Genomic DNA, 18791 nt, shown 5'->3' on the forward strand with positions numbered 1-18791 from the left:
AAGGAGCTTAACTAAAAAATCTCAATACAAAGGAGTTCATGCCGATGGAAATATCCTCTTTTTTGTTGCCTAAAGATCAAGTTGCCTATATCACTAATTCAATATCCATGCTGGAAGCCTTAGAACAATTAGAGCAGCACCATTATACGGCTATCCCTATTATTGATAATGAAGGAAAATATGTAGGAACACTTTCGGAAGGTGATCTATTGTGGAAGTTGAAAAACACAGCCGGTCTAACCTTTGACAATATAGGGGAAGTTCCAGTAAGCACAATCCAGAAGCATGTCCATAACGAAAGCGTCCTCATTCATGCCGAAATGGAGGATATGCTAACGCTCGCTGCAGATCAGAATTTCGTCCCTGTTATTGATAATGAGGGCGTGTTTATCGGAATTATTCGTCGAAAAGATATCATTGAATATTATACTCGTAACATTACAGATTAATTGAACAACAACAAAAAGACCTGATCAGTAGCATCGGGACTGACCCCCGTTTGTGAGACAGGGATCAAAACACCTTACAAGTTTAAGTAGCCAGTCGCCGGAAATCCATCGGTGACTGGTTATTTAGTTTCGCTTGAATTCGAATTGAGTTATAGTAAATGATGTAGTCTCGAATGGTCTTTACAACGATTGCAGTCGTTGTAGATGTGAGATCTTCGAGGTAGAACGTTTCAGACTTTAGAGTGGAATGAAACGATTCAATGGGGGCATTATCAGCGGGCGTTCCTTTACGGGACATGCTCATGGTAATGCCTTTTCCTTTTACAGCTTCCTGGTACGCAAAGGACGTATACACGCTGCCCTGGTCGCTATGCAACAACATCTTTTTCTGCTTTGGAAGTTGATTTAATGTATCCAACACCAAAGAGGTATCTTGTTTATCTGCTATACTGTAAGCCACAATCTCACCATTGTACAAGTCTAGAATGCTGGAGAAGTACAACATCTTCCCGCCAAATGGCAAATAGGTAATGTCCGTGACGAGTTTTTGCAGAGGTGCTTCTGCATGAAACTGTCGCTTGAGCAGATTTTCAAAGGAGTGTACAGATTGCCCAGTCACCTTTCGTTTTTTCATCCTCACGCGGCACTGAAGCCCCTCACACTGCATGATCCGCTGGACTCGCTTATGATTTATACTCTGCTCTATCCGAAGGAGCGCCGTGATTTTCCGGTACCCATAGCGGAATTTATGACGGATGCAAAGCTCCCGGATTTTCTCCACCAGTCTGTCTGTATGCTTTGTCCTCACAGCTGCTTTCCAGCGGTAGTAAGTCGTTCTTGCGATTCCGAGCCATCTACAAGCCTCAGACACCGTCACTTCGTTTCGAATGGATTCAATCCAGGCAATAACGGCCTCTGGTTCCACCTCCTCTCCAACTCCTCGTACTTTTTTAGCAGATCTAATTGTTGTTTTAAGAATCGGTTCTCTGCCTTTACTTTTTCGAGTTCCGAAGAGTCCTCCGGACCTTTGCCATAGCTGTACTGTTTACCCACCGGCTGCTCCAAACGATGTCGTTCACCATTTCGATTCCATCTCATCCATGTCTTTAGCTGTGTCTTATTCCGTATTCCGAGCTGCTCCATAACCTCTTTCACAGGTACTCCTGCTAATCTCATTTCTATAGCTTTCATCTTTATTTCCACGGGATAACTTACTCTGGTTGCCAATGCAAAAACACCTCCAAGATGATCTCCTTATCTTACGACAAGGTTCCATTCTCTTGAAGGTGTTTTGATTTGTCTCACGTTATGGGGTCAGTCCCATCCTGTGAAGATGATACTAATCAGGTCTTTTTGTTAACTCAAAATTATAATTCAGTCAGGATAATGGTCCCTTGTGGGGTGATAGCTAACGTATGTTCATATTGTGCTGACAGACCGCCGTCGATGGTACGCGCAGTCCAACCATCCGCATCAATCTTTGTTCTGTAGCTGCCTGTGTTCAGCATCGGTTCAATGGTAAATACCATCCCCTCTTTAAGTCGAGGCCCTCTGCCAGCCGGACCATAGTGTGGTACCTCTGGAGCTTCATGCATTTCTGAACCAATTCCGTGGCCAATAAAATCACGCACAACAGAAAAACCGTTAGACTCTGCGTAAACTTGAATAGCATGAGCGACATCCCCGATCCGGTTGCCTGCAACTGCCTGCTCGATACCGCGGAATAAAGATTCTTTTGTGGTGTCTAATAATTTCGTCGCCTGTTCACTGATATTTCCAATCCCGTACGACCAAGCGGAATCTGCCAACCAGCCATCTAAATTCACTACCATGTCTATTGTTACTATATCCCCATCTTTAAGCGGCTCTTTTTTCGGAAATCCGTGGCAGATTACATCATTTACAGATGCACAGGTTGCATATGGATAACCGTTATATCCCTTTTGCTCAGGAGTCGCTCCTTGAGACAATATAAATTTTTCAGCAAATTCATCAATCTCCCAGGTAGTAATTCCAGGCTGTAAGATTTGCGCAATTTGACGATGACATTCAGCCAGAATTTTTCCCGCCGCACGCATTTTTTCGATTTCTTCCATCGTTTTCATGATAATCATAATATCGCCTCTTCTGTACAGAACACATCACTCTCGGGCAATGGCTCTTCTTTTGTATTTAGTTTCCCCTTTATATTATGAAAGAAAAACACGAGAAATCCAAATCATTAAGCAAAAAAAATATAAATTCATTAATAATTCTAAAAAAAGACTCCCTTTTTACGTGAATGTTAGATATGGTATGGGTTTGAGTAATGACAACTAACAAAGAGGCATCCCAGCAGCCATAATGCAGGCTCCGGGACACCCCTTCAATCTAGAATGAATTAGTCGTGAAAATTAAGGCCTGACGTAACCGCTTTGACATAACCTGCTCGGATCACGAAATCTCCAAAATGCTCACGATGCAGACGTTCTTTGGCGTAACGATGAAGAATAGGCTCCAGCGTCTCCAAAATTTCTTTTTCATCTATGTTTTCTTTATATATCTTGTTTAAGCGATCTCCCGTAAAACCTGCTCCCAAGTACATATTATATCTGCCTGGTCCTTTACCAATAAACGAGATTTCACCCAGTGCCGGTCTTGCACATCCATTAGGACAGCCCGTCATCCGGATCACAATTTCCTCATCACGCAGGCCTGCTTCGTCAATGACAAGCTCAAGCTTATCAATCAATGAAGGCAAATAACGTTCCGCTTCCGCCATCGCAAGCCCACAGGTTGGCAGCGCCACACAGGACATTGAGCTGCGTCGTAGTGCAGAAAGATGTGCTCCATCCGTAAGTCCATGCTGTTTAGCCAGCTCAGTAACTTTTCGTTTTTTGGCAGAGGTTACGTTAGCAATTGTTAGATTCTGATTCGGAGTAAGCCGGAAATCTCCGGTATGAATTTTGGCGATTTCCCGCAGTCCGGTCATCAATGTGTACCCTTCTTGGTCATGAATCCGTCCGCTTTGGATATAAAGCGTTAGATTCCATTTTCCATTGGTACCCTTCACCCAGCCGTAACGGTCTCCATTATGATCGAAATGGTACTCCCGCGCCGCCTCAAGCTGCCATCCTAGTCTTTCATGCAGCTCATCGACGAACCATTCCAGACCGTGGCGGTCGATCGTATACTTGAACCGTGCATTTTTGCGGACAGAACGATTTCCATAGTCCCGCTGAATCGTTACTGTCTTCTCTGCTACATCAATTAATTGATCAGGACGGCAAAATCCTATGATACGGCCAAGCTGAGGATACGTACTTGTATCGCCATGTGTCATCCCCATACCGCCGCCTGCCGATACGTTGAACCCTACCAGCTTATCGTTCTCAAGAATAGCAATGAAGCCCAAATCCTGCGAGAATACATCTACGTCATTTGAAGGGGGAACCGCAAGACCAATTTTGAATTTACGTGGTAAATATACCGGACCATAGATCGGCTCAACTTCTGCCCGATCACCTAAACTATCTACTACCTTTTCACCGTCTAACCAAATTTCATGGTAAGCAGGAGTACGAGGTGATAGATGATCGCTGACTTTTCGCGCCCATTCATAGACTTCTGCGTGCACCTCAGACTGATAAGGATTCGGATTGCTCATTACGTTACGGTTGACATCCCCACAGGCTGCAAGAGTCGTCATTAGCGTATCATTGATACTTCGGATGGTCTTCTTTAAGTTCCATTTAAGTACACCATGCATTTGAAATGCCTGTCTTGTAGTCAGACGTAAGGTTCCGTTACCATACTTCTGTGCCAGATCGTCCATCACCAGCCATTGCTCCGGTGTAGCTACTCCACCTGGGGCTACTACGCGAAGCATAAACTGGAATGCAGGCTCCAGCTTCTGACGTTCCCGTTCATTGCGAAGATCTCTGTCATCCTGCATATAGCTTCCATGAAATTTCAGCAGACGATTATCATCTTCAGGCAGACCGCCCGTAATCGGATTGCTTAGTGTCTCAACTAACGCACCGCGCAGGTAGTTACTCTCCGACTTAATATGCTCAACATCACTTGGAGGCCCGCCGATCGGCTTAACCTTCTCATTGTTTGCCATTGTTGTTATCTCCCCCCGAAGTCATTCGATAACTTCCCATCTATCCATTAGTAGACATCACGCTGGTAACGCTGTGTCTGTTGCATATCTTCCAGATAAGCCGCTGCCGCTTCAGGGCTGAGTCCGCCCTCACTCTGAATCACAGTAAGCAAAGCAGTATGAACATCATGTGCCATATACTTCTCGTCTCCGCAAACGTAGACATGAGCACCTTCTTGCAGCCATTCATAAACCTCACGACTCTTTTGCAAGATACGATGCTGTACGTATACTTTCTCTTCGGTATCACGTGAGAAGGCCACATCCAGCTTGCTTAGAACGCCATCCTTTAGCATTCTCTGCCAATCTGTCTGATACAGGAAATCTGTAACGAAATGCCGATCCCCATAGAACAGCCATGATTTCCCTTCCGCTCCAAGCTCTCCTCGTTCTTCCAGGAAAGAACGGAATGGGGCAACGCCTGTGCCCGGTCCGATCATAATGATCGGTGCATCCGGATTAGTCGGAAGCTTAAAGTTAGGATTATGTTGAATGTAAATAGGCAATGTATCTCCCGGCTCTACTCTTTCGGCGCAATGCACTGAGCAGACACCGTAGCGTTCCCGGCCGTGAGCCTCATAACGTACAGCTCTGACGGTGAGATGAACCTCATCCGGGTTAGCCTTGTAACTGCTAGCAATAGAATATAGACGTGCAGGAAGCTTCCGTAAAATAGTCACAAAACTGCTAGCTGAGCCTTCCCATGGTGAGAAGTCCTGGATCAAATCGAGCAGATCGCGTCCTTGAATATACTCTTTAAGCTCCGAAGCACGGTCTGGAGCAACTAACTCACTCAGCTTGCTTGAGGCAGATAGCTTTGCTGCTTGCTCAAGTAATGGTTTTGTCAATACGGTGATTTCATAATGATGCAGAAGGGCCTCACGTAAGGCTCCTTCATCACCTTTCTTATTAAACGGAACCTTATCGCTAGGATTCCAACCCATAGTATGAATAATGGCATCCACCAATTCAGGATGATTCTCAGGATATACGCCCAATGCATCCCCTGGTTCAAACTGTATATTAGACCCTTCAAGCGATAGCTCCAGATGACGAGTCTCCCGATCAGAACCACGCCCGTTCAAATTTAAATTCTCCAACACCTCTGCCTTAAATGGGTGATTCCGGGTATATAAAGGTTCTTGCGATTCTGCATCCTCAGCGGCTTGAACCGCTTTTGCAGCAATACCCGGAGCATTCAAATTAGCATTTAATGCACCAATTACACCTTCAAACCATTGAGCTACGGAATCATCATAATCGAGATCACAATCTACTCGCGGACTTAACCGCTGACCGCCAAGTTCCTCTAAGCGCTGATCAAAATCCTTACCGGTTTGACAGAAAAATTCATAGGAGGTATCTCCCAAAGCCAGAACAGAAAACCGCAGGTTCTCTAATTGAGGAGCTCTTTTACTATAAAGAAATTCATGAAAAATCCGTGCATTATCTGGTGGTTCACCTTCTCCATGAGTACTCACCAGTAGAAGCAGATTCTCAACCTTTTTAAGCGCAGTAGGTTTAAAGCTGTTCATCGCGGAGAGTGTGACCTGAAATCCTTGCTCTTCCAGCTTGCGGGACAAGCTCCCTGCCAGTCTCTGGCAATTCCCAGTTTGCGAACCAAATAATATGGTTACCTCCCGTGATGCTGCTGGTTGACTCGTCACAGCCGCGCCAACCTCCGCGTTCCCAATCGAATTCGATTGCACTTGAAGTTCGGCACCCGCCGGCGCCGCTGCCGCAGTACGGCCAATCGCAGACAAATATCCGCTTAGCCATATTTGCTGTGTCTCCGTTAAGGATGGTAGAAGACGATTGAGAAGCTCGACTTGGTTCTCGTTAAAAGGACTGTTCGTTACCTGTAGTTGCAACAATATCCACCTCTCCTAAACATGAAATCTGGTTATGATCCGTACCTCATTTGAATCGATCTGAGCCTTTTTTAGAACCTCATAAAATCAGGCTATCACAATAATTGTAAACGATCAATGAAGTCGTTTTTACATAAAAAATGTTATTTATTGAAAAAATATCAATAAAGTACGGAAAAACCGATCAAAACAGTATGATTTACTCTGATTTGATCGGTTTCATTATAAAAAGTGATACTATTTATAAAATATTGTGATAAATAAAAACTATAAATCCTTCTTACTTTCGGGAAATAATACCTCGCCTACCCCCAGCTTTATCTTCACAATCTCTTCAAGCGTATTCGATAACTCGCCAGGTGGATAAGGTTTCGTTAAATACTTCTGAATCACATCATTCAATTGGTTCTTATCCGATTGATCTAGCGCAGAGGATATAACTATAGGAATATTCTCTGTTCTCGAATCATCTTTCAGCATTCGGATCAAATCCCAACCGTCCAAATCTTCCCCAAGCATCAAATCAACCACGATCGCAACAAATGGTGTTTTTAAAGCTTGATCAAAGGCTTGCTGTGGATGATAGTGATGGGTGACACGGAAGCCCTTTCCTTTAAGCTCTTCTGATAAGAGCAACGAAAGACTATAGTCATCTTCAACAATCATTACATTTGGCTTACTCTCTTTCTCTGCATTCCATTTATTTAGCTCATCTTGCTGTTGGATTGTATCCTCATGGAGGATTGGGAGGCTAAACCAAACAGTAGTCCCTTCTCCCTCTACCGATTCGATCCCTATGGTTCCTTTTTGTTTCTCAATAATTTCTTTACAGATGGCAAGACCAAGTCCGGTTCCGCCAATTCTTTTAGAAGCGCTGTTATCCACTCTTCTGAACTTTTGGAACAACTGTCCTATCTGATCCTTAGGAATACCGAGACCATTATCCTGGATGCGAACAATAACTTGACCCGGCTCATTGTGTAGCAGCACCTTCACTTCATTGGTAGAAGGTGAGAACTTGATCGCGTTACTTAACAGATTCGTTAGAACTTGGACGATCTTATCCTTGTCCACATCAACGTCTGCATTAAGAGCCTCATCCACGAGCAGCACATGATGTGTGCTGCTAAGTTTATATTGATCGATAACGCCAAGCACAATTTCGCTGAGATTCACATGCTCCGTGATATACTGCTGCTTACCTGATTCCATTCTTTGCAGATCTAGGAAATCATTAATCAGCTCAGTCAACCGCTTCGCTTCCTTATGAATCGTCTCCAAATACTTCAGCTGCTTCTCAGGCTTCATGGTTTTGGACAATAGCAATTCCGTGAATCCTAGAACACTCGACAATGGCGTTCTCAGCTCATGACTTACCGTACTGACAAGATCAGATTTCATAAGATCCAGCTCGTACTCCCTAGTAATATCTCTATAAACGAAAAGTGTACCGATTCTAAGCTCTCGTCGGAAAACGGGAATCGCATAAACATCAATATGCTTTTTGGATTCAGTTCCGATAGAATATTGCATACTGCTGGACTCCAGAGCATGCTCGGCGATTGCCTTCTCAAAGAACAACCGTAGTTCATCATTCTCATTCGAGCGTTCGATGAAATAATCCATCCATTCTTTTCTAGGAATCAATGTACCTTCTGTCCATTCATAGTTCACAATGTTGCACAGTGCCTTATTCATCTGAAGCATCTTGCCTTCTGTATTCACGAACTGAATGCCTTCGTTAACGTTATTCACGATATCGCGGTTCAGCTTTCGGCCATGTTCAATCTCTTCATACATGAATAAACGCTCAATCGCCAGAGCTACACGGTTCATCATCCCTTGAACCTCATTAATCTCTTCTTTGCTGAAGGAATGTCCAATCCGGGTCCCGCAGAATACAGCTAAAATCTCATCTTCTGCATTCACAACAGTAGTATAGAAGTCATAACAGTAGACTTCATTCGAAGAGATTCCTTGTTCCGATTGCGTAGCTAGACGCTTAATTAGATAGGTTTTTTCTGTCTTCAGACGATATAACATTTCATTGTTCTCATTATCGAGGTAACGCTCTACATTTTCCTGAGGAATCCCTTTAACAGCAGCGATCTTATCTTTTACTAGCAGGAAGAAACTTGAATCAAATGAATACAGATGATGCATAAATTGAATGAACTTATCTGCAAATTCATGTTTATCTAACGTGTAGGTAATATCATGATTCAGCTGATTATTTAGCTCAAGCATCTTTTTGGTCTGTTCCGTATTTTTCAGCGTCTCCGCAAGCTCTTGCTGCACGCTCTTCATAGAGTTGATATCGTTCGCAATAAGGATGTACTGATAAATTACACCCTCTTCATTCAGATAAGGCACAATCGTCAGATGCAGCCAGACCGGCAATCCGTCTTTGGCTATAATCTGAAGCTCATTGCTCCATACTCCACCTGTACTTAATTTGTTGATGATTTTTTGGAATTCATCATGAGACACATTATAAAGTTCAAATAGTCTGTATGTGTAGCCGATAATCTCCGACTTTTTATAGCGGGTATATTCACTCAAGTTCTCATTTGCGTAAGTAAACACACCTTTAGCGGTAAGGATACCGACGGCAGATGACTGATCGAGCGCTTTCATCATGCTCTCAATTTCACTAAGCGACCGTTGCAGCCTATACTGCTGATCCTGAAGCTCATCCTGCTGAGCGTGCAACTCTTCATTCTGCATCATCAATTCTTCTTCTTTATCTTGAATACTTCTGGCCATATTTAGAAATGCATTATAAAGCCGGCCAATTTCATCTTGATGCTTAAGCTTGCCCAGAAGAATTTCCTCACCGGCAGCCAGTGAATGCGTTGCTCCTTCCAGCTTCAAAATAGGGTCAATCAGGTTCTTCAGAATCCGCCAGATCATAAAGGTAAAGAACAACAGAATGATGGCACTAATAAAAAATGCGATAAATGTAAATTCATTTGCCTGTTTGATATAATCCATAGCCATAGTATTTAATGCTTCATCAGAGCGTTTTTTGTACTCTTCCGTATAGGAGAGAAAATCATTTACAGATTTAGTGGTACCATCTGCGGACAGCGCACGCAAAGCTACATAATCATCAGCCTCGACCAGCCGAATCGCTTCGGGCAGCGTTTTATTTTTATACTGAACATAAAAGGCCTTTAAGCCATCCCTGAAAAGAGCCTCTTCGGGAGATAAATTGAGATTGGAATAGGTATCCAGAATCTTATCAAAGTTAACTAGTCCTAAATTTAGAAGCTTTAATTCATTATCACTCTTAAGAGCGCTAAATCCCCTGGCACGGAAAAACACCTCATTTAAGGCTCTCGCCAAATCAGTTACGGTGTCCGCCTTATTTTGCAGAATTTCCCGGTCTCTGCTTAATTTGTTCTGTTCATCATTGATGAAAAAGAAAAATATCGATCCCATAATGATAATTAAAGCAAAGACCAGTGCAATGATACGAAAATACCTATTTTTGATACTGTGATTAGCGTTACTTCTCTTCGTCACTTAGGATCCCCTCCACAATCTGCAAGAGTTCCATTGGACTAAAGGGTTTGGGCATAAAATAACGTGCTCCTGCTTCCACTGCTCGAAGTCGATCTACATCTTGAGCTTTGGCCGTTAACATTAATATCGCTGTAGTTTTCTTTTTCTCCTCGTCCAGCTGCTGGAGCACTTCAATCCCTGTCATTTCCGGCATCATATAATCCAGAATCACCAAATCAAAATGATCCGCGGACAGCTTATTCAGTGCTTCCAATCCATTCTCCGCCGTGTGAATCTCAACATTCTCTAAATCTTCCAGTGTATCCTCGATTAACATCCGTAATACTTCTTCATCATCCACTACCATTATCTTTTGCATATTGGTACAATCCCCTTCGTTTTAGAACAAGAATCTATGAGCCAAGCGTTCCATCCGAGACAACAGCTCAGGCATATGGACTGGCTTTACTACATAATCATCGGCGCCCATCTGCAGGGCATGTACAATATCCGCCTGATTATTTCTGCCTGTCAGCATAATCACTAATATATTCACTTCCGGATATGTCTTGCGAATTCTTTCCAGCACCTCAACACCATCAAGATCCGGCATCACACCGTCCAGCAGGATAATATACTTTTCATCCATGGAATACCAATCCGATTGTAAAAAATCCAGTCCATTCGCAAAACTGCTGATATTGACCTCAGCAATATCCTCCGGCTCCCAAGTGTCAATCTGATGAGTCACGATTCTACGAATTAACGCATCATCATCCACAATAATTACATTTAGAACTGAATGCTTTTTAGTCGACAATAAATGGTCGTTATAAAGCGTCGTCTGATTCCTTCCAGCATCCTTGCTGGCATAGAGCGCCTGATCTGCTTCCTCTACAATTTTATCGGCAATATTCTCAGCTTCTGTTACCTCAGATATCCCGCTAGAAAAGGTCACATGAAAGATTTCATTCTTCGCAAAAAAATCGGTGGCAGCAAATCGCTCCTGTATACGTTGTATCACTGTCAATGCAGAGCTCGCATCCGTATTTGGCAGGAACACAGCAAACTCTTCTCCACCAAAACGGCAAAAGGTATCTTCCATACGGATCGAACTTTGTACAAGCTCAGATAAGGACTGTAATACCTCGTCTCCGATTAGATGACCATATGTATCATTAATCTTTTTGAAATAGTCCAGATCAATCAGTGCTAAAGAAAATACTCGCTCCGTACGCTTAAAATCGCAAATTAGCTGCTTCATCACTTGATTAAAGTGTTTTCGATTGAATGCACCCGTTAATTCATCCACAATGATGGAGTCCTGCCATTCCCTTTTCAGCTCAAAACGGTTTTTGATCAGAGCCATGAATATATCAATATCTACAGGCTTCGATAAAAAGTCCATCACGCCAAGCTTATAGGCATGCAATTGCGTCGCTTTGGAGTATTCCCCGCTTATAATGATGATTGGAATACGTTCCTTTTTGGCTTTGCCGATAATTTGATTCAAGACCTCAATTCCACTGATATCTGGTAAAAGAATATCCAGCAGGATCAGATCGGGTTTGGTTTCATAAAAAATCTTAAGACCCCGTTCAGCAGATAAGGCAATGCTTACATAATAGTTCTGCTTCTCCAATGATTCTTTTAAATAAGCAACTAATTCAACATCATCATCAATAAGCAAAATATCATTATGCGGGAGTATTTCATCATTCCCTCTTTTGTCTAGCTGCTTAACTGAACTTAGAGAAACCGATTCATCTTGGTCAAACAGAGAAATAAGCGGATACAAATAATCCCCCCACTCTTCAATAGACCAGCACTTTAGACTGCTTTCCATGAAATAGGGCAATGTTGCATCGGCAAATTGTTCAACTTCTTTTAACCCAACAGTACCAGCCGTACCCTTCAAATTATGCAAAAAACGATAAATGTCCTTCTCTTTAACTTCCGGCAGGTCAGACCATTCCTGGAGGGTTTGTTTGGTCCGCTCTTCAACCATATCTTTATATTTTTGTGTAGTCATATTTACTCCTTCAGAGTATCGTATCAATCTCTCACTTCATCATATTTTTCATATACTGTCAATCGAATTTTCTTTAAATTCATAGGTCTACATAAAAAAATGATCAAACTGACAAAAAACCTTTGGTTGAAGCTTGCTTCAGCATTTGTAATAATGATTGGAATGGTTCATTCCGTTTACACGGCGTAATCACCATATACAAAGGGAGGCTGTAAGCATGAAGGGGATTATTACTGTATTAGGGAAAGACAAAGTAGGGATTATTGCTAAGGTATGTACATATCTTGCCGAGCACAATTTGAACATTCTGGATATTTCCCAGACGATTGTACAAGATTATTTTAACATGATGATGATTGTAGACATTTCTAGCGCGAACAAAGCATTTGAGGATATTGTTGAGGATTTACATTCAATCGGAGAATCAATCGGCGTGGAAATCAAGCTTCAGCATGAGGATATTTTTAATATTATGCACCGCATCTAGGAGGATGACCATGATATCATTAGTGGAAGTACAAGAGACGAATAAGATGATCCGTGAAATGAATCTGGATGTGCGTACCATAACAATGGGGATCAGTCTCATGGATTGTGCTCATACAGATATGAGAACTTTTAACCAAAATGTATACGACAAGATTACTAGATCCGCCGAGAAGCTCGTCAAAACAGGGGAAGATTTAGAAAGACAATTCGGTGTACCCATTGTTAATAAGCGGATTTCTGTCACTCCTATCGCTATCGCTGCTGGAGCTGTGAAGACGGATACGTATGTGCCTGTAGCTGAAATTTTAGACAAGGCTGCAAAAGAAGTTGGCGTTAACTTTATTGGCGGCTTCTCTGCGCTTGTGCAAAAAGGCTGCACCAAAGGTGATCGCATTCTGATCGACAGCATCCCAGAAGCACTGGCAGTCACTGAAAGAGTCTGCTCCTCCGTTAACGTTGGGTCCTCTAGAAGTGGAATCAATATGGACGCTGTGAAATTAATGGGTGATATCATCATTCAAACAGCGGAACGCACCAAGGATCGGGATTCCATCGGCTGTGCTAAGCTGGTGGTCTTCTGCAATGCCGTCGAGGACAATCCTTTTATGGCGGGAGCCTTCCATGGTGTTGGAGAACGGGAATGTGTCATCAATGTAGGTGTCAGCGGACCAGGTGTAATTAAGCGTGCGTTAGAAGAAGTTAAAGGTCAGGACTTTGAAACCTTGTGTGAAACGATTAAACGAACTGCGTTTAAAGTTACGCGTGTGGGACAACTAGTTGCTCAGGAAGCTTCCAAACGGTTGAACGTACCTTTTGGGATTATCAATCTATCTCTGGCTCCAACACCAGAAATTGGGGACTCCATTGCAGAGATCTTTCAAGTCATGGGTCTGGAAGAAGCCGGCGCACCTGGCACAACAGCCGCTCTGGCCATTCTAAATGACAATGTTAAAAAAGGTGGCGTTATGGCCTCCTCCTATGTCGGTGGACTCAGTGGCGCCTTCATTCCGGTCAGCGAAGACCATGGAATGATTCAAGCCGTTCAACGTGGTGCTCTTACCCTTGAAAAGCTAGAAGCCATGACCTGTGTATGTTCAGTAGGCTTGGACATGATTGCTATACCGGGAAGTACCACCAAAGAGACGATCTCTGGTATCATCGCCGATGAAGCTGCTATCGGAATGGTCAATAACAAAACAACCGCTGTTCGCGTCATTCCTGTCATCGGCAAGGATGTAGGTGAAATCGTAGAATTTGGCGGTCTCCTTGGATATGCGCCTGTTATGGCAGTTAACGGCTTCAATTGCACCAACTTCATTAACCGGGGCGGACGGATTCCTGCTCCAATTCACAGCTTTAAGAACTAATAGAAACATCAAACAGCAAGTCCCTATTTGCACCTAGGCGACTTGCTGTTTTTTTATTGTTCAGAGCTTGAAGATATTCATGTGATCAGATTTATGCTCGCTGGATCCCAATATTAGGTGTTCCACCGGTTAGATCGATAAATAATACATAGTCATTTCCATCCGTGCCTTTCAGCACAAGTCCTGTCTGTCCTGCAACTCCCACAGCGAAATATCTGACCTGTTGAAGGCTTGTAGGTGCTGCTACTGGTGTCAACGCCTGATTCACAGCAATCAAACGTGTAGCAGTTTTAATGGTGCCAGCACCGCTAATTTCACCGGTTACCCCCAAATGACCAAGTATAGACTCACTACCGTTCACATTAAGGCTACCCATTATAGTCTGACTACCATTCAAATGCAGATTTGAATCGATAGTTTCATTTCCGTTAACATGCAGATCATTTTGAATGGTCTGACTTCCTGTAACTAGAACATTATCAAAGGTTGGCAAGGCGATCATCCCTTTCAGGTTATATAGTATATCTTATGTTAAACAAGCCAACTCAGTCATAGATAGATATACATCTTTCACTAAATCCGCTTTTTCCTACGAGATTCTTATTAATGGTCTTATACCTAAAGTCAAATGATCCCCCTACACATATAATGTTTAGCAAGACTAGGTGCTAGAGCGAATAACTGGCTCCAAGGAATACAGGAGGAATTATGAAGAAGACAGCTAATAGGCTCACTCCTCAAAGGCCCTCAACTCACAACGTCACCATCAGCCATGTTCATCCATCGCAACCGCCTAATCTCATTCTTGAGATGAACTCTTATAGAGCGGAACCCCTAAAACGGGAACTAAAGCAATTAAGAGTATTGCTTCTGGTCCCTTCAGAGATAAGTAATAAAATGCCTAATGTACGACTTTTTAAAGATCAGCTAAGGCACCTGGTTAAAGAAGTGCTTGCCATTAAGTTACATCACAATCTAGAAGAATATTTAACCCAATATCAGCCTGATCTGATACTTGCCTTGGGATCAGAGACCCTGTTCCCTGAGGAGAACATCCCTGCCCTTAAGGCTTCTAAAGCTCCAAAGGCCGTATGGATGGCAGACGCGTCCTGCCTTACCCGAACAGAACGTAATCTGGCACTGTTATTCGATTATATTTTTACACAGAACATAGCTAATCTAATCTATTATCAGGGTTTACGTGAAAAACATTCGAGCTATCTCCCTTATGCTCCAGACACGGATCTCTATTATCCAAGACGTGTGGAGAACCAATACCACAGTGACGTACTCATCCTCGGCCATTTTCAAATGAATAGTGTTCTGCATACCTTAGCTCATTCTGAACTATTTCATGGCCTCAAGGTATTAACCGTCGGTAGCGGGTGGGAGCCCATCAAAAATTTCATAGACATTAGCCATGAGAAAGATATGTCTAACTATTATAATGGCGCACGGATCATCATCAATTGCACAGGTTCTGTACAGAAGATTATGGAGGTTTCTGCTTGCGGTGTATTTCAGTTAGTGGAAGATCATCCCCATCTTCAGGGTTACCAAATCACAGAAGAAGATCTCATTCGTTTCCAGAGCTTTAAAGAGCTCTCTGAGAGCTTCAATTACTATATTACTCATAGCGATGAAAGAAGAATTTCTGCGTCACGTGCGCTAAAGGAAGTGAAGTACAACTATTCTTATCTTCAACAAGGAAAGCTGCTGCTCAAAAAAATATTCACGGAACCATAGGGGGTGACCTGACTTGAAATGCATTGCTTTTGTATTACCTCAGTTTCATCAGATATCAGAGAACGATTCCTGGTGGGGGGAGGGATTTACAGAATGGACAAATGTCAGGAAGGCTACAGCCCTTTATCCTGAACATCATCAGCCGAAAAAACCTTTAAATAATAACTACTACGATTTAACGGACCCTAAAGTGAAACAATGGCAGGCTGAGACTGCAAGGGCTCATGGCATTTACGGTTTTTGTTATTATCACTATTGGTTCAATGGGAGGCGACTACTGGAACAACCGGTTCAGCAGATTCTTACCAGCAAAGAGCCAGACTTCCCCTTTTGCCTGTCTTGGGCTAACGAACCTTGGACGCGAAGCTGGGATGGTACCGAAGAAGATGTCTTGATGCCACAGGAATATGGAGAAGAACGGGATTGGCGGATGCATTTTTATGCTCTGCTCGAGGCTTTCAAAGATGAACGATATATTTGCGTAGATGGCAAACCGGTATTTATTATCTACAGATCCTCCAGCATCCCTCGCTGTGATGAAATGCTTCAATGCTGGCGTGATTTAGCTCAGCAAAACGGTCTTAAGGGTCTTCATCTGATCAGGACACTGGGCGGATTCCCTCTAAAGACAGAGCACGGGTTCGATGCCAGTCTAGAATTTGAACCTCACTACACATTCGCACATGGCGGTGTAAAGCATTTGTGGAGCTCCAAGCAGGTGGAGGACCAGAAGCATATCGTCATTGATTACGATGAATTATGGGAATCCATGTTAGAGCGGACACCTCATAGAGACGGAGAAATTATATATCCGGGAGCATTTGTGAACTGGGATAATACACCACGCAAAGGTGCCGCCGGACAAAGTACTTTGGGTGCAAATCCTCACAAATTCGGCCAATACCTGTCACGACAAATTGAGAGGACCAAAAAGATGTTCAAAAGTGATTTTATTTATATAAACGCCTGGAACGAGTGGGCTGAGGGTGCCTATTTAGAGCCGGATGATCATTACCGGTATCAATACTTACAAGCCGTTAAGAATGCTCTTCAATATCATCACAAAGAAGATCCTTCCACGCCGTAGCGTCTGAAGGATCTTCTTCTTTATTCCTTATTATCTTTCCGAAGTCTGCATTCTGGCGCTTCTTGCACTTATCATTCTCCACCCCGTTAGCAATGCAGCCACAAAGCATATGGATGCTGAAGTCATGAACACCACATGCATGCCACTGATAAACAACTCTGGTCGACCCGGAACTAGACCTGTTACCCGATAACCTGCTTCACTGCTCATCACATGAAAGAGTATCGTCGTAGCGATCGTAATACCGACAACCATACCCACATTACGAACCAACGAATTGACGCTGCCCGCGGAACCAAGCTGAGTTCTAGGCACCTTAGACATAACAAGTGAATTATTCGGCGATTGAAATAGACCACTGCCTATTCCTAGCATAGCGATCCACACGCCTACCAGCACAACAGAGCTTCCTTCATGAAGCGCTGCTAATCCAAACTGAGCAATAACCATGACCACCAGCCCTGCAAAAGTTAGAAATTCAGAGCCGATTTTATCCGATAAAGCACCGCTTATTGGTGCAACGACTACCATACATATCGGTAACAGCATCAACAGGAATCCCGCTTCAAAGGGCGATAGATTCAGCATATTCTGTGCATAAAATGGTGCGATAATGTTAAAGCAAAAGTTCGCTGTAAATACGAGAAACCCACACAAAATACTTAATGAAAACAATGGATTCTTAAATAATGACAGTTGCAGCAGCGGTTCTTTTCTTCGAAGCTCCGTCCACAAGAACGCAATAAAGCTGATTACAGCTACGATTAGTGAAGTCACAATTAAACTGTCGCCATAACCGAGCTGCTGTCCCAATAATAATCCCGCAAACAAACTTATAATAAAAATTGCGAAGAGCAAACTGCCAGGAACGTCAATTGTAGATTTCGTTCTAGTTAAATCCTTAGGCAGTACCTTCCATCCTAACAGGATAGCAATCACTCCAATTGGAATGTTCACCCAAAAGATATACTCCCACCCTAATGTCGAGACCATAATCCCACCTAAACTAGGGCCAGCTATACTTCCCAGTGACACGAATGTACCTATGAAACCAAGGGCTTTCCCCCGCTCATTAGCAGGAAAAATATCCGTAACTATTCCTTGGCTGTTCGCCATTGTCATCGAAGCTCCGATAGCCTGAATAACGCGCGAAGCAAGCAAAGCAGGTAAACTTAAACTGAATCCACACAGCATAGAACCAATAACAAAAACAACCGTCCCAATCTTAAAGATTCGAATCTTCCCAACAATATCTCCAAGCTTCCCGAAGAAAAGAATCGCTGCACAGATCGCCATCAAATAACCTGTGGTTACCCATTCGATTTGTGCCATAGGCAGCTTCAATTGTTTCGATAATTCAGGTAAAGCGATGTTGACAATACTACCATCAAGCGTGGACATAAAGGTGAAAATATTCAGGACAATTAATATTATCCAGCGTTTCTTCTGAATTTCCTTGTCTTCCTGATAGGTTGCGCTAATAGAACTCATAACTAACACCTCATTGAATGTATAATCAACGTTTAGTTGCGCACGCAACAAAACTTGCATACCCAGTGTACATCAAATTAGTTGCGCACGCAACGACTTTATTGTACACTTTGTCTCAGAGTAGTAAATACGCGAACTAAACCCAAAGAGGTGTCTATATCTTGGAAAAAGAGCCTATAGGTAAATTAATTTCCTATTTTCATCGTCAAAATCAAAAGCAATTGGTAAAAAAATTCATGCCCTATGGAATAGGTAGCGGCGGGCAACACAGCTTTCTCAAATTGATTCTTGCCAAACCAGGGATTACACAAGATCAATTAACTTCTGAATTGAAATTCGATAAAGCAACCACCGCTCGTTCCGTAAAGCAATTAGAGAATTCGGGATACATTGAACGTAAACCAGATCCTAATGATCGACGCTCTCACCTATTATATCCAACTCCTAAGGCAATTAATTTCTCACCTATCCTTCAGTCTATTTTAGATGATTACAATAAAAGTCTCGTTGGCAAATTAACAAATGAGGAAGTAGAACAGCTTCGTTACTTACTTCAAAAGATCAGCACTGACGAAGAGTAGGAACAAAAAAGCAGCTGTCACAAAAGT

15 protein-coding genes are annotated in these 18791 nt (G+C 42.8%); 6 read left to right on the plus strand and 9 right to left on the minus strand.

The window, feature by feature from the left end; all coding sequences use genetic code 11:
* The first annotated feature begins 44 nt into the window (after positions 1-44).
* Positions 45-449, plus strand: coding sequence for a CBS domain-containing protein (locus tag ACDZ28_RS28770; RefSeq protein ID WP_042129376.1), 405 nt, complete (start codon positions 45-47; stop codon positions 447-449).
* A gap of 82 nt (positions 450-531) precedes the next feature.
* Here the strand turns inward: ACDZ28_RS28770 and ACDZ28_RS28775 are convergent.
* From ACDZ28_RS28775 to ACDZ28_RS28805, 7 genes are all read right to left on the minus strand, one after another.
* Positions 532-1676, minus strand: a protein-coding gene (locus tag ACDZ28_RS28775; protein WP_156114830.1) for an IS3 family transposase whose coding sequence is annotated in 2 segments (ribosomal slippage) — positions 532-1388 and positions 1388-1676 — 1146 coding nt in all. Because the reading frame shifts where the segments join, the coding sequence is not laid out codon by codon here.
* Between the two features lie 140 nt (positions 1677-1816).
* Positions 1817-2563 (minus strand): type I methionyl aminopeptidase, encoded by a 747-nt coding sequence (map, locus tag ACDZ28_RS28780; RefSeq protein WP_042129378.1) that lies wholly within the window; start codon positions 2561-2563, stop codon positions 1817-1819.
* A gap of 266 nt (positions 2564-2829) precedes the next feature.
* A complete protein-coding gene (cysI, locus tag ACDZ28_RS28785) occupies positions 2830-4554 on the minus strand; it encodes an assimilatory sulfite reductase (NADPH) hemoprotein subunit (protein ID WP_375103415.1) in 1725 nt (574 codons plus the stop codon).
* A gap of 47 nt (positions 4555-4601) precedes the next feature.
* Entirely contained in the window at positions 4602-6464 is a 1863-nt protein-coding gene (locus ACDZ28_RS28790; RefSeq protein ID WP_375105432.1) for an assimilatory sulfite reductase (NADPH) flavoprotein subunit, read from the minus strand.
* Between the two features lie 267 nt (positions 6465-6731).
* Positions 6732-9992: an ATP-binding protein gene (locus ACDZ28_RS28795; RefSeq protein WP_375103416.1), complete on the minus strand. Its 3261-nt coding sequence runs from the start codon at positions 9990-9992 to the stop codon at positions 6732-6734.
* The gene (locus ACDZ28_RS28800) at positions 9976-10350 is read right to left on the minus strand and encodes a response regulator transcription factor (protein ID WP_042129381.1); all 375 of its coding nucleotides are present in this window, start codon (positions 10348-10350) and stop codon (positions 9976-9978) included. The genes ACDZ28_RS28795 and ACDZ28_RS28800 overlap by 17 nt, the downstream gene beginning before the upstream one ends.
* A 21-nt stretch (positions 10351-10371) precedes the next feature.
* Positions 10372-12003 carry a diguanylate cyclase gene (locus tag ACDZ28_RS28805; RefSeq protein WP_042129384.1) on the minus strand — a complete coding sequence of 544 codons (1632 nt, stop codon included), beginning with the start codon at positions 12001-12003 and terminating at the stop codon, positions 10372-10374.
* A gap of 217 nt (positions 12004-12220) precedes the next feature.
* Between ACDZ28_RS28805 and ACDZ28_RS28810 the strand changes: the two genes are divergently transcribed.
* Together ACDZ28_RS28810 and ACDZ28_RS28815 are read left to right on the plus strand one after the other, a co-directional pair.
* Positions 12221-12490, plus strand: coding sequence for an ACT domain-containing protein (locus ACDZ28_RS28810; RefSeq protein WP_042129386.1), 270 nt, complete (start codon positions 12221-12223; stop codon positions 12488-12490).
* Positions 12491-12500: 10 nt separating this feature from the next.
* Positions 12501-13859, plus strand: a complete 1359-nt coding sequence (locus ACDZ28_RS28815) for a PFL family protein (protein ID WP_375103417.1) — start codon at positions 12501-12503, stop codon at positions 13857-13859.
* Positions 13860-13950: 91 nt separating this feature from the next.
* Here ACDZ28_RS28815 and ACDZ28_RS28820 read toward each other — a convergent pair whose 3' ends face one another.
* Complete coding sequence (locus ACDZ28_RS28820) at positions 13951-14361, minus strand: hypothetical protein (protein ID WP_231573830.1); 411 nt, start codon at positions 14359-14361, stop codon at positions 13951-13953.
* Positions 14362-14756: 395 nt separating this feature from the next.
* Here ACDZ28_RS28820 and ACDZ28_RS28825 point away from each other — a divergent pair, with 395 nt between their 5' ends.
* Positions 14757-15605, plus strand: a complete 849-nt coding sequence (locus tag ACDZ28_RS28825; protein ID WP_375103418.1) for a glycosyltransferase — start codon at positions 14757-14759, stop codon at positions 15603-15605.
* 13 nt (positions 15606-15618) lie between these two features.
* A complete protein-coding gene (locus tag ACDZ28_RS28830; protein ID WP_042129394.1) occupies positions 15619-16692 on the plus strand; it encodes a glycoside hydrolase family 99-like domain-containing protein in 1074 nt (357 codons plus the stop codon).
* A gap of 30 nt (positions 16693-16722) precedes the next feature.
* Here the strand turns inward: ACDZ28_RS28830 and ACDZ28_RS28835 are convergent, their stop codons facing one another.
* Positions 16723-18183, minus strand: a complete 1461-nt coding sequence (locus ACDZ28_RS28835; protein ID WP_375103419.1) for an MFS transporter — start codon at positions 18181-18183, stop codon at positions 16723-16725.
* Positions 18184-18344: 161 nt separating this feature from the next.
* Here ACDZ28_RS28835 and ACDZ28_RS28840 point away from each other — a divergent pair, with 161 nt between their 5' ends.
* Positions 18345-18764, plus strand: coding sequence for a MarR family winged helix-turn-helix transcriptional regulator (locus ACDZ28_RS28840; protein WP_042129398.1), 420 nt, complete (start codon positions 18345-18347; stop codon positions 18762-18764).
* Positions 18765-18791 lie beyond the last annotated feature (27 nt).

The sequence above is a fragment of the Paenibacillus sp. RS8 genome (assembly GCF_041956825.1).
Classification (GTDB): domain Bacteria; phylum Bacillota; class Bacilli; order Paenibacillales; family Paenibacillaceae; genus Paenibacillus_AQ.

Excerpts from the sequence above, each read along its gene's own strand:
- ACDZ28_RS28825 (WP_375103418.1), top strand. The coding sequence starts at position 14,757 with ATGCCTAATGTACGACTTTTTAAAGATCAGCTAAGGCACCTGGTTAAA.
- ACDZ28_RS28820 (WP_231573830.1), bottom strand. The coding sequence starts at position 14,361 with ATGATCGCCTTGCCAACCTTTGATAATGTTCTAGTTACAGGAAGTCAG.
- cysI (WP_375103415.1), bottom strand. The coding sequence starts at position 4,554 with ATGGCAAACAATGAGAAGGTTAAGCCGATCGGCGGGCCTCCAAGTGAT.
- ACDZ28_RS28815 (WP_375103417.1), top strand. The coding sequence starts at position 12,501 with ATGATATCATTAGTGGAAGTACAAGAGACGAATAAGATGATCCGTGAA.
- ACDZ28_RS28800 (WP_042129381.1), bottom strand. The coding sequence starts at position 10,350 with ATGCAAAAGATAATGGTAGTGGATGATGAAGAAGTATTACGGATGTTA.
- ACDZ28_RS28835 (WP_375103419.1), bottom strand. The coding sequence starts at position 18,183 with ATGAGTTCTATTAGCGCAACCTATCAGGAAGACAAGGAAATTCAGAAG.
- map (WP_042129378.1), bottom strand. The coding sequence starts at position 2,563 with ATGATTATCATGAAAACGATGGAAGAAATCGAAAAAATGCGTGCGGCG.
- ACDZ28_RS28770 (WP_042129376.1), top strand. The coding sequence starts at position 45 with ATGGAAATATCCTCTTTTTTGTTGCCTAAAGATCAAGTTGCCTATATC.
- ACDZ28_RS28810 (WP_042129386.1), top strand. The coding sequence starts at position 12,221 with ATGAAGGGGATTATTACTGTATTAGGGAAAGACAAAGTAGGGATTATT.
- ACDZ28_RS28805 (WP_042129384.1), bottom strand. The coding sequence starts at position 12,003 with ATGACTACACAAAAATATAAAGATATGGTTGAAGAGCGGACCAAACAA.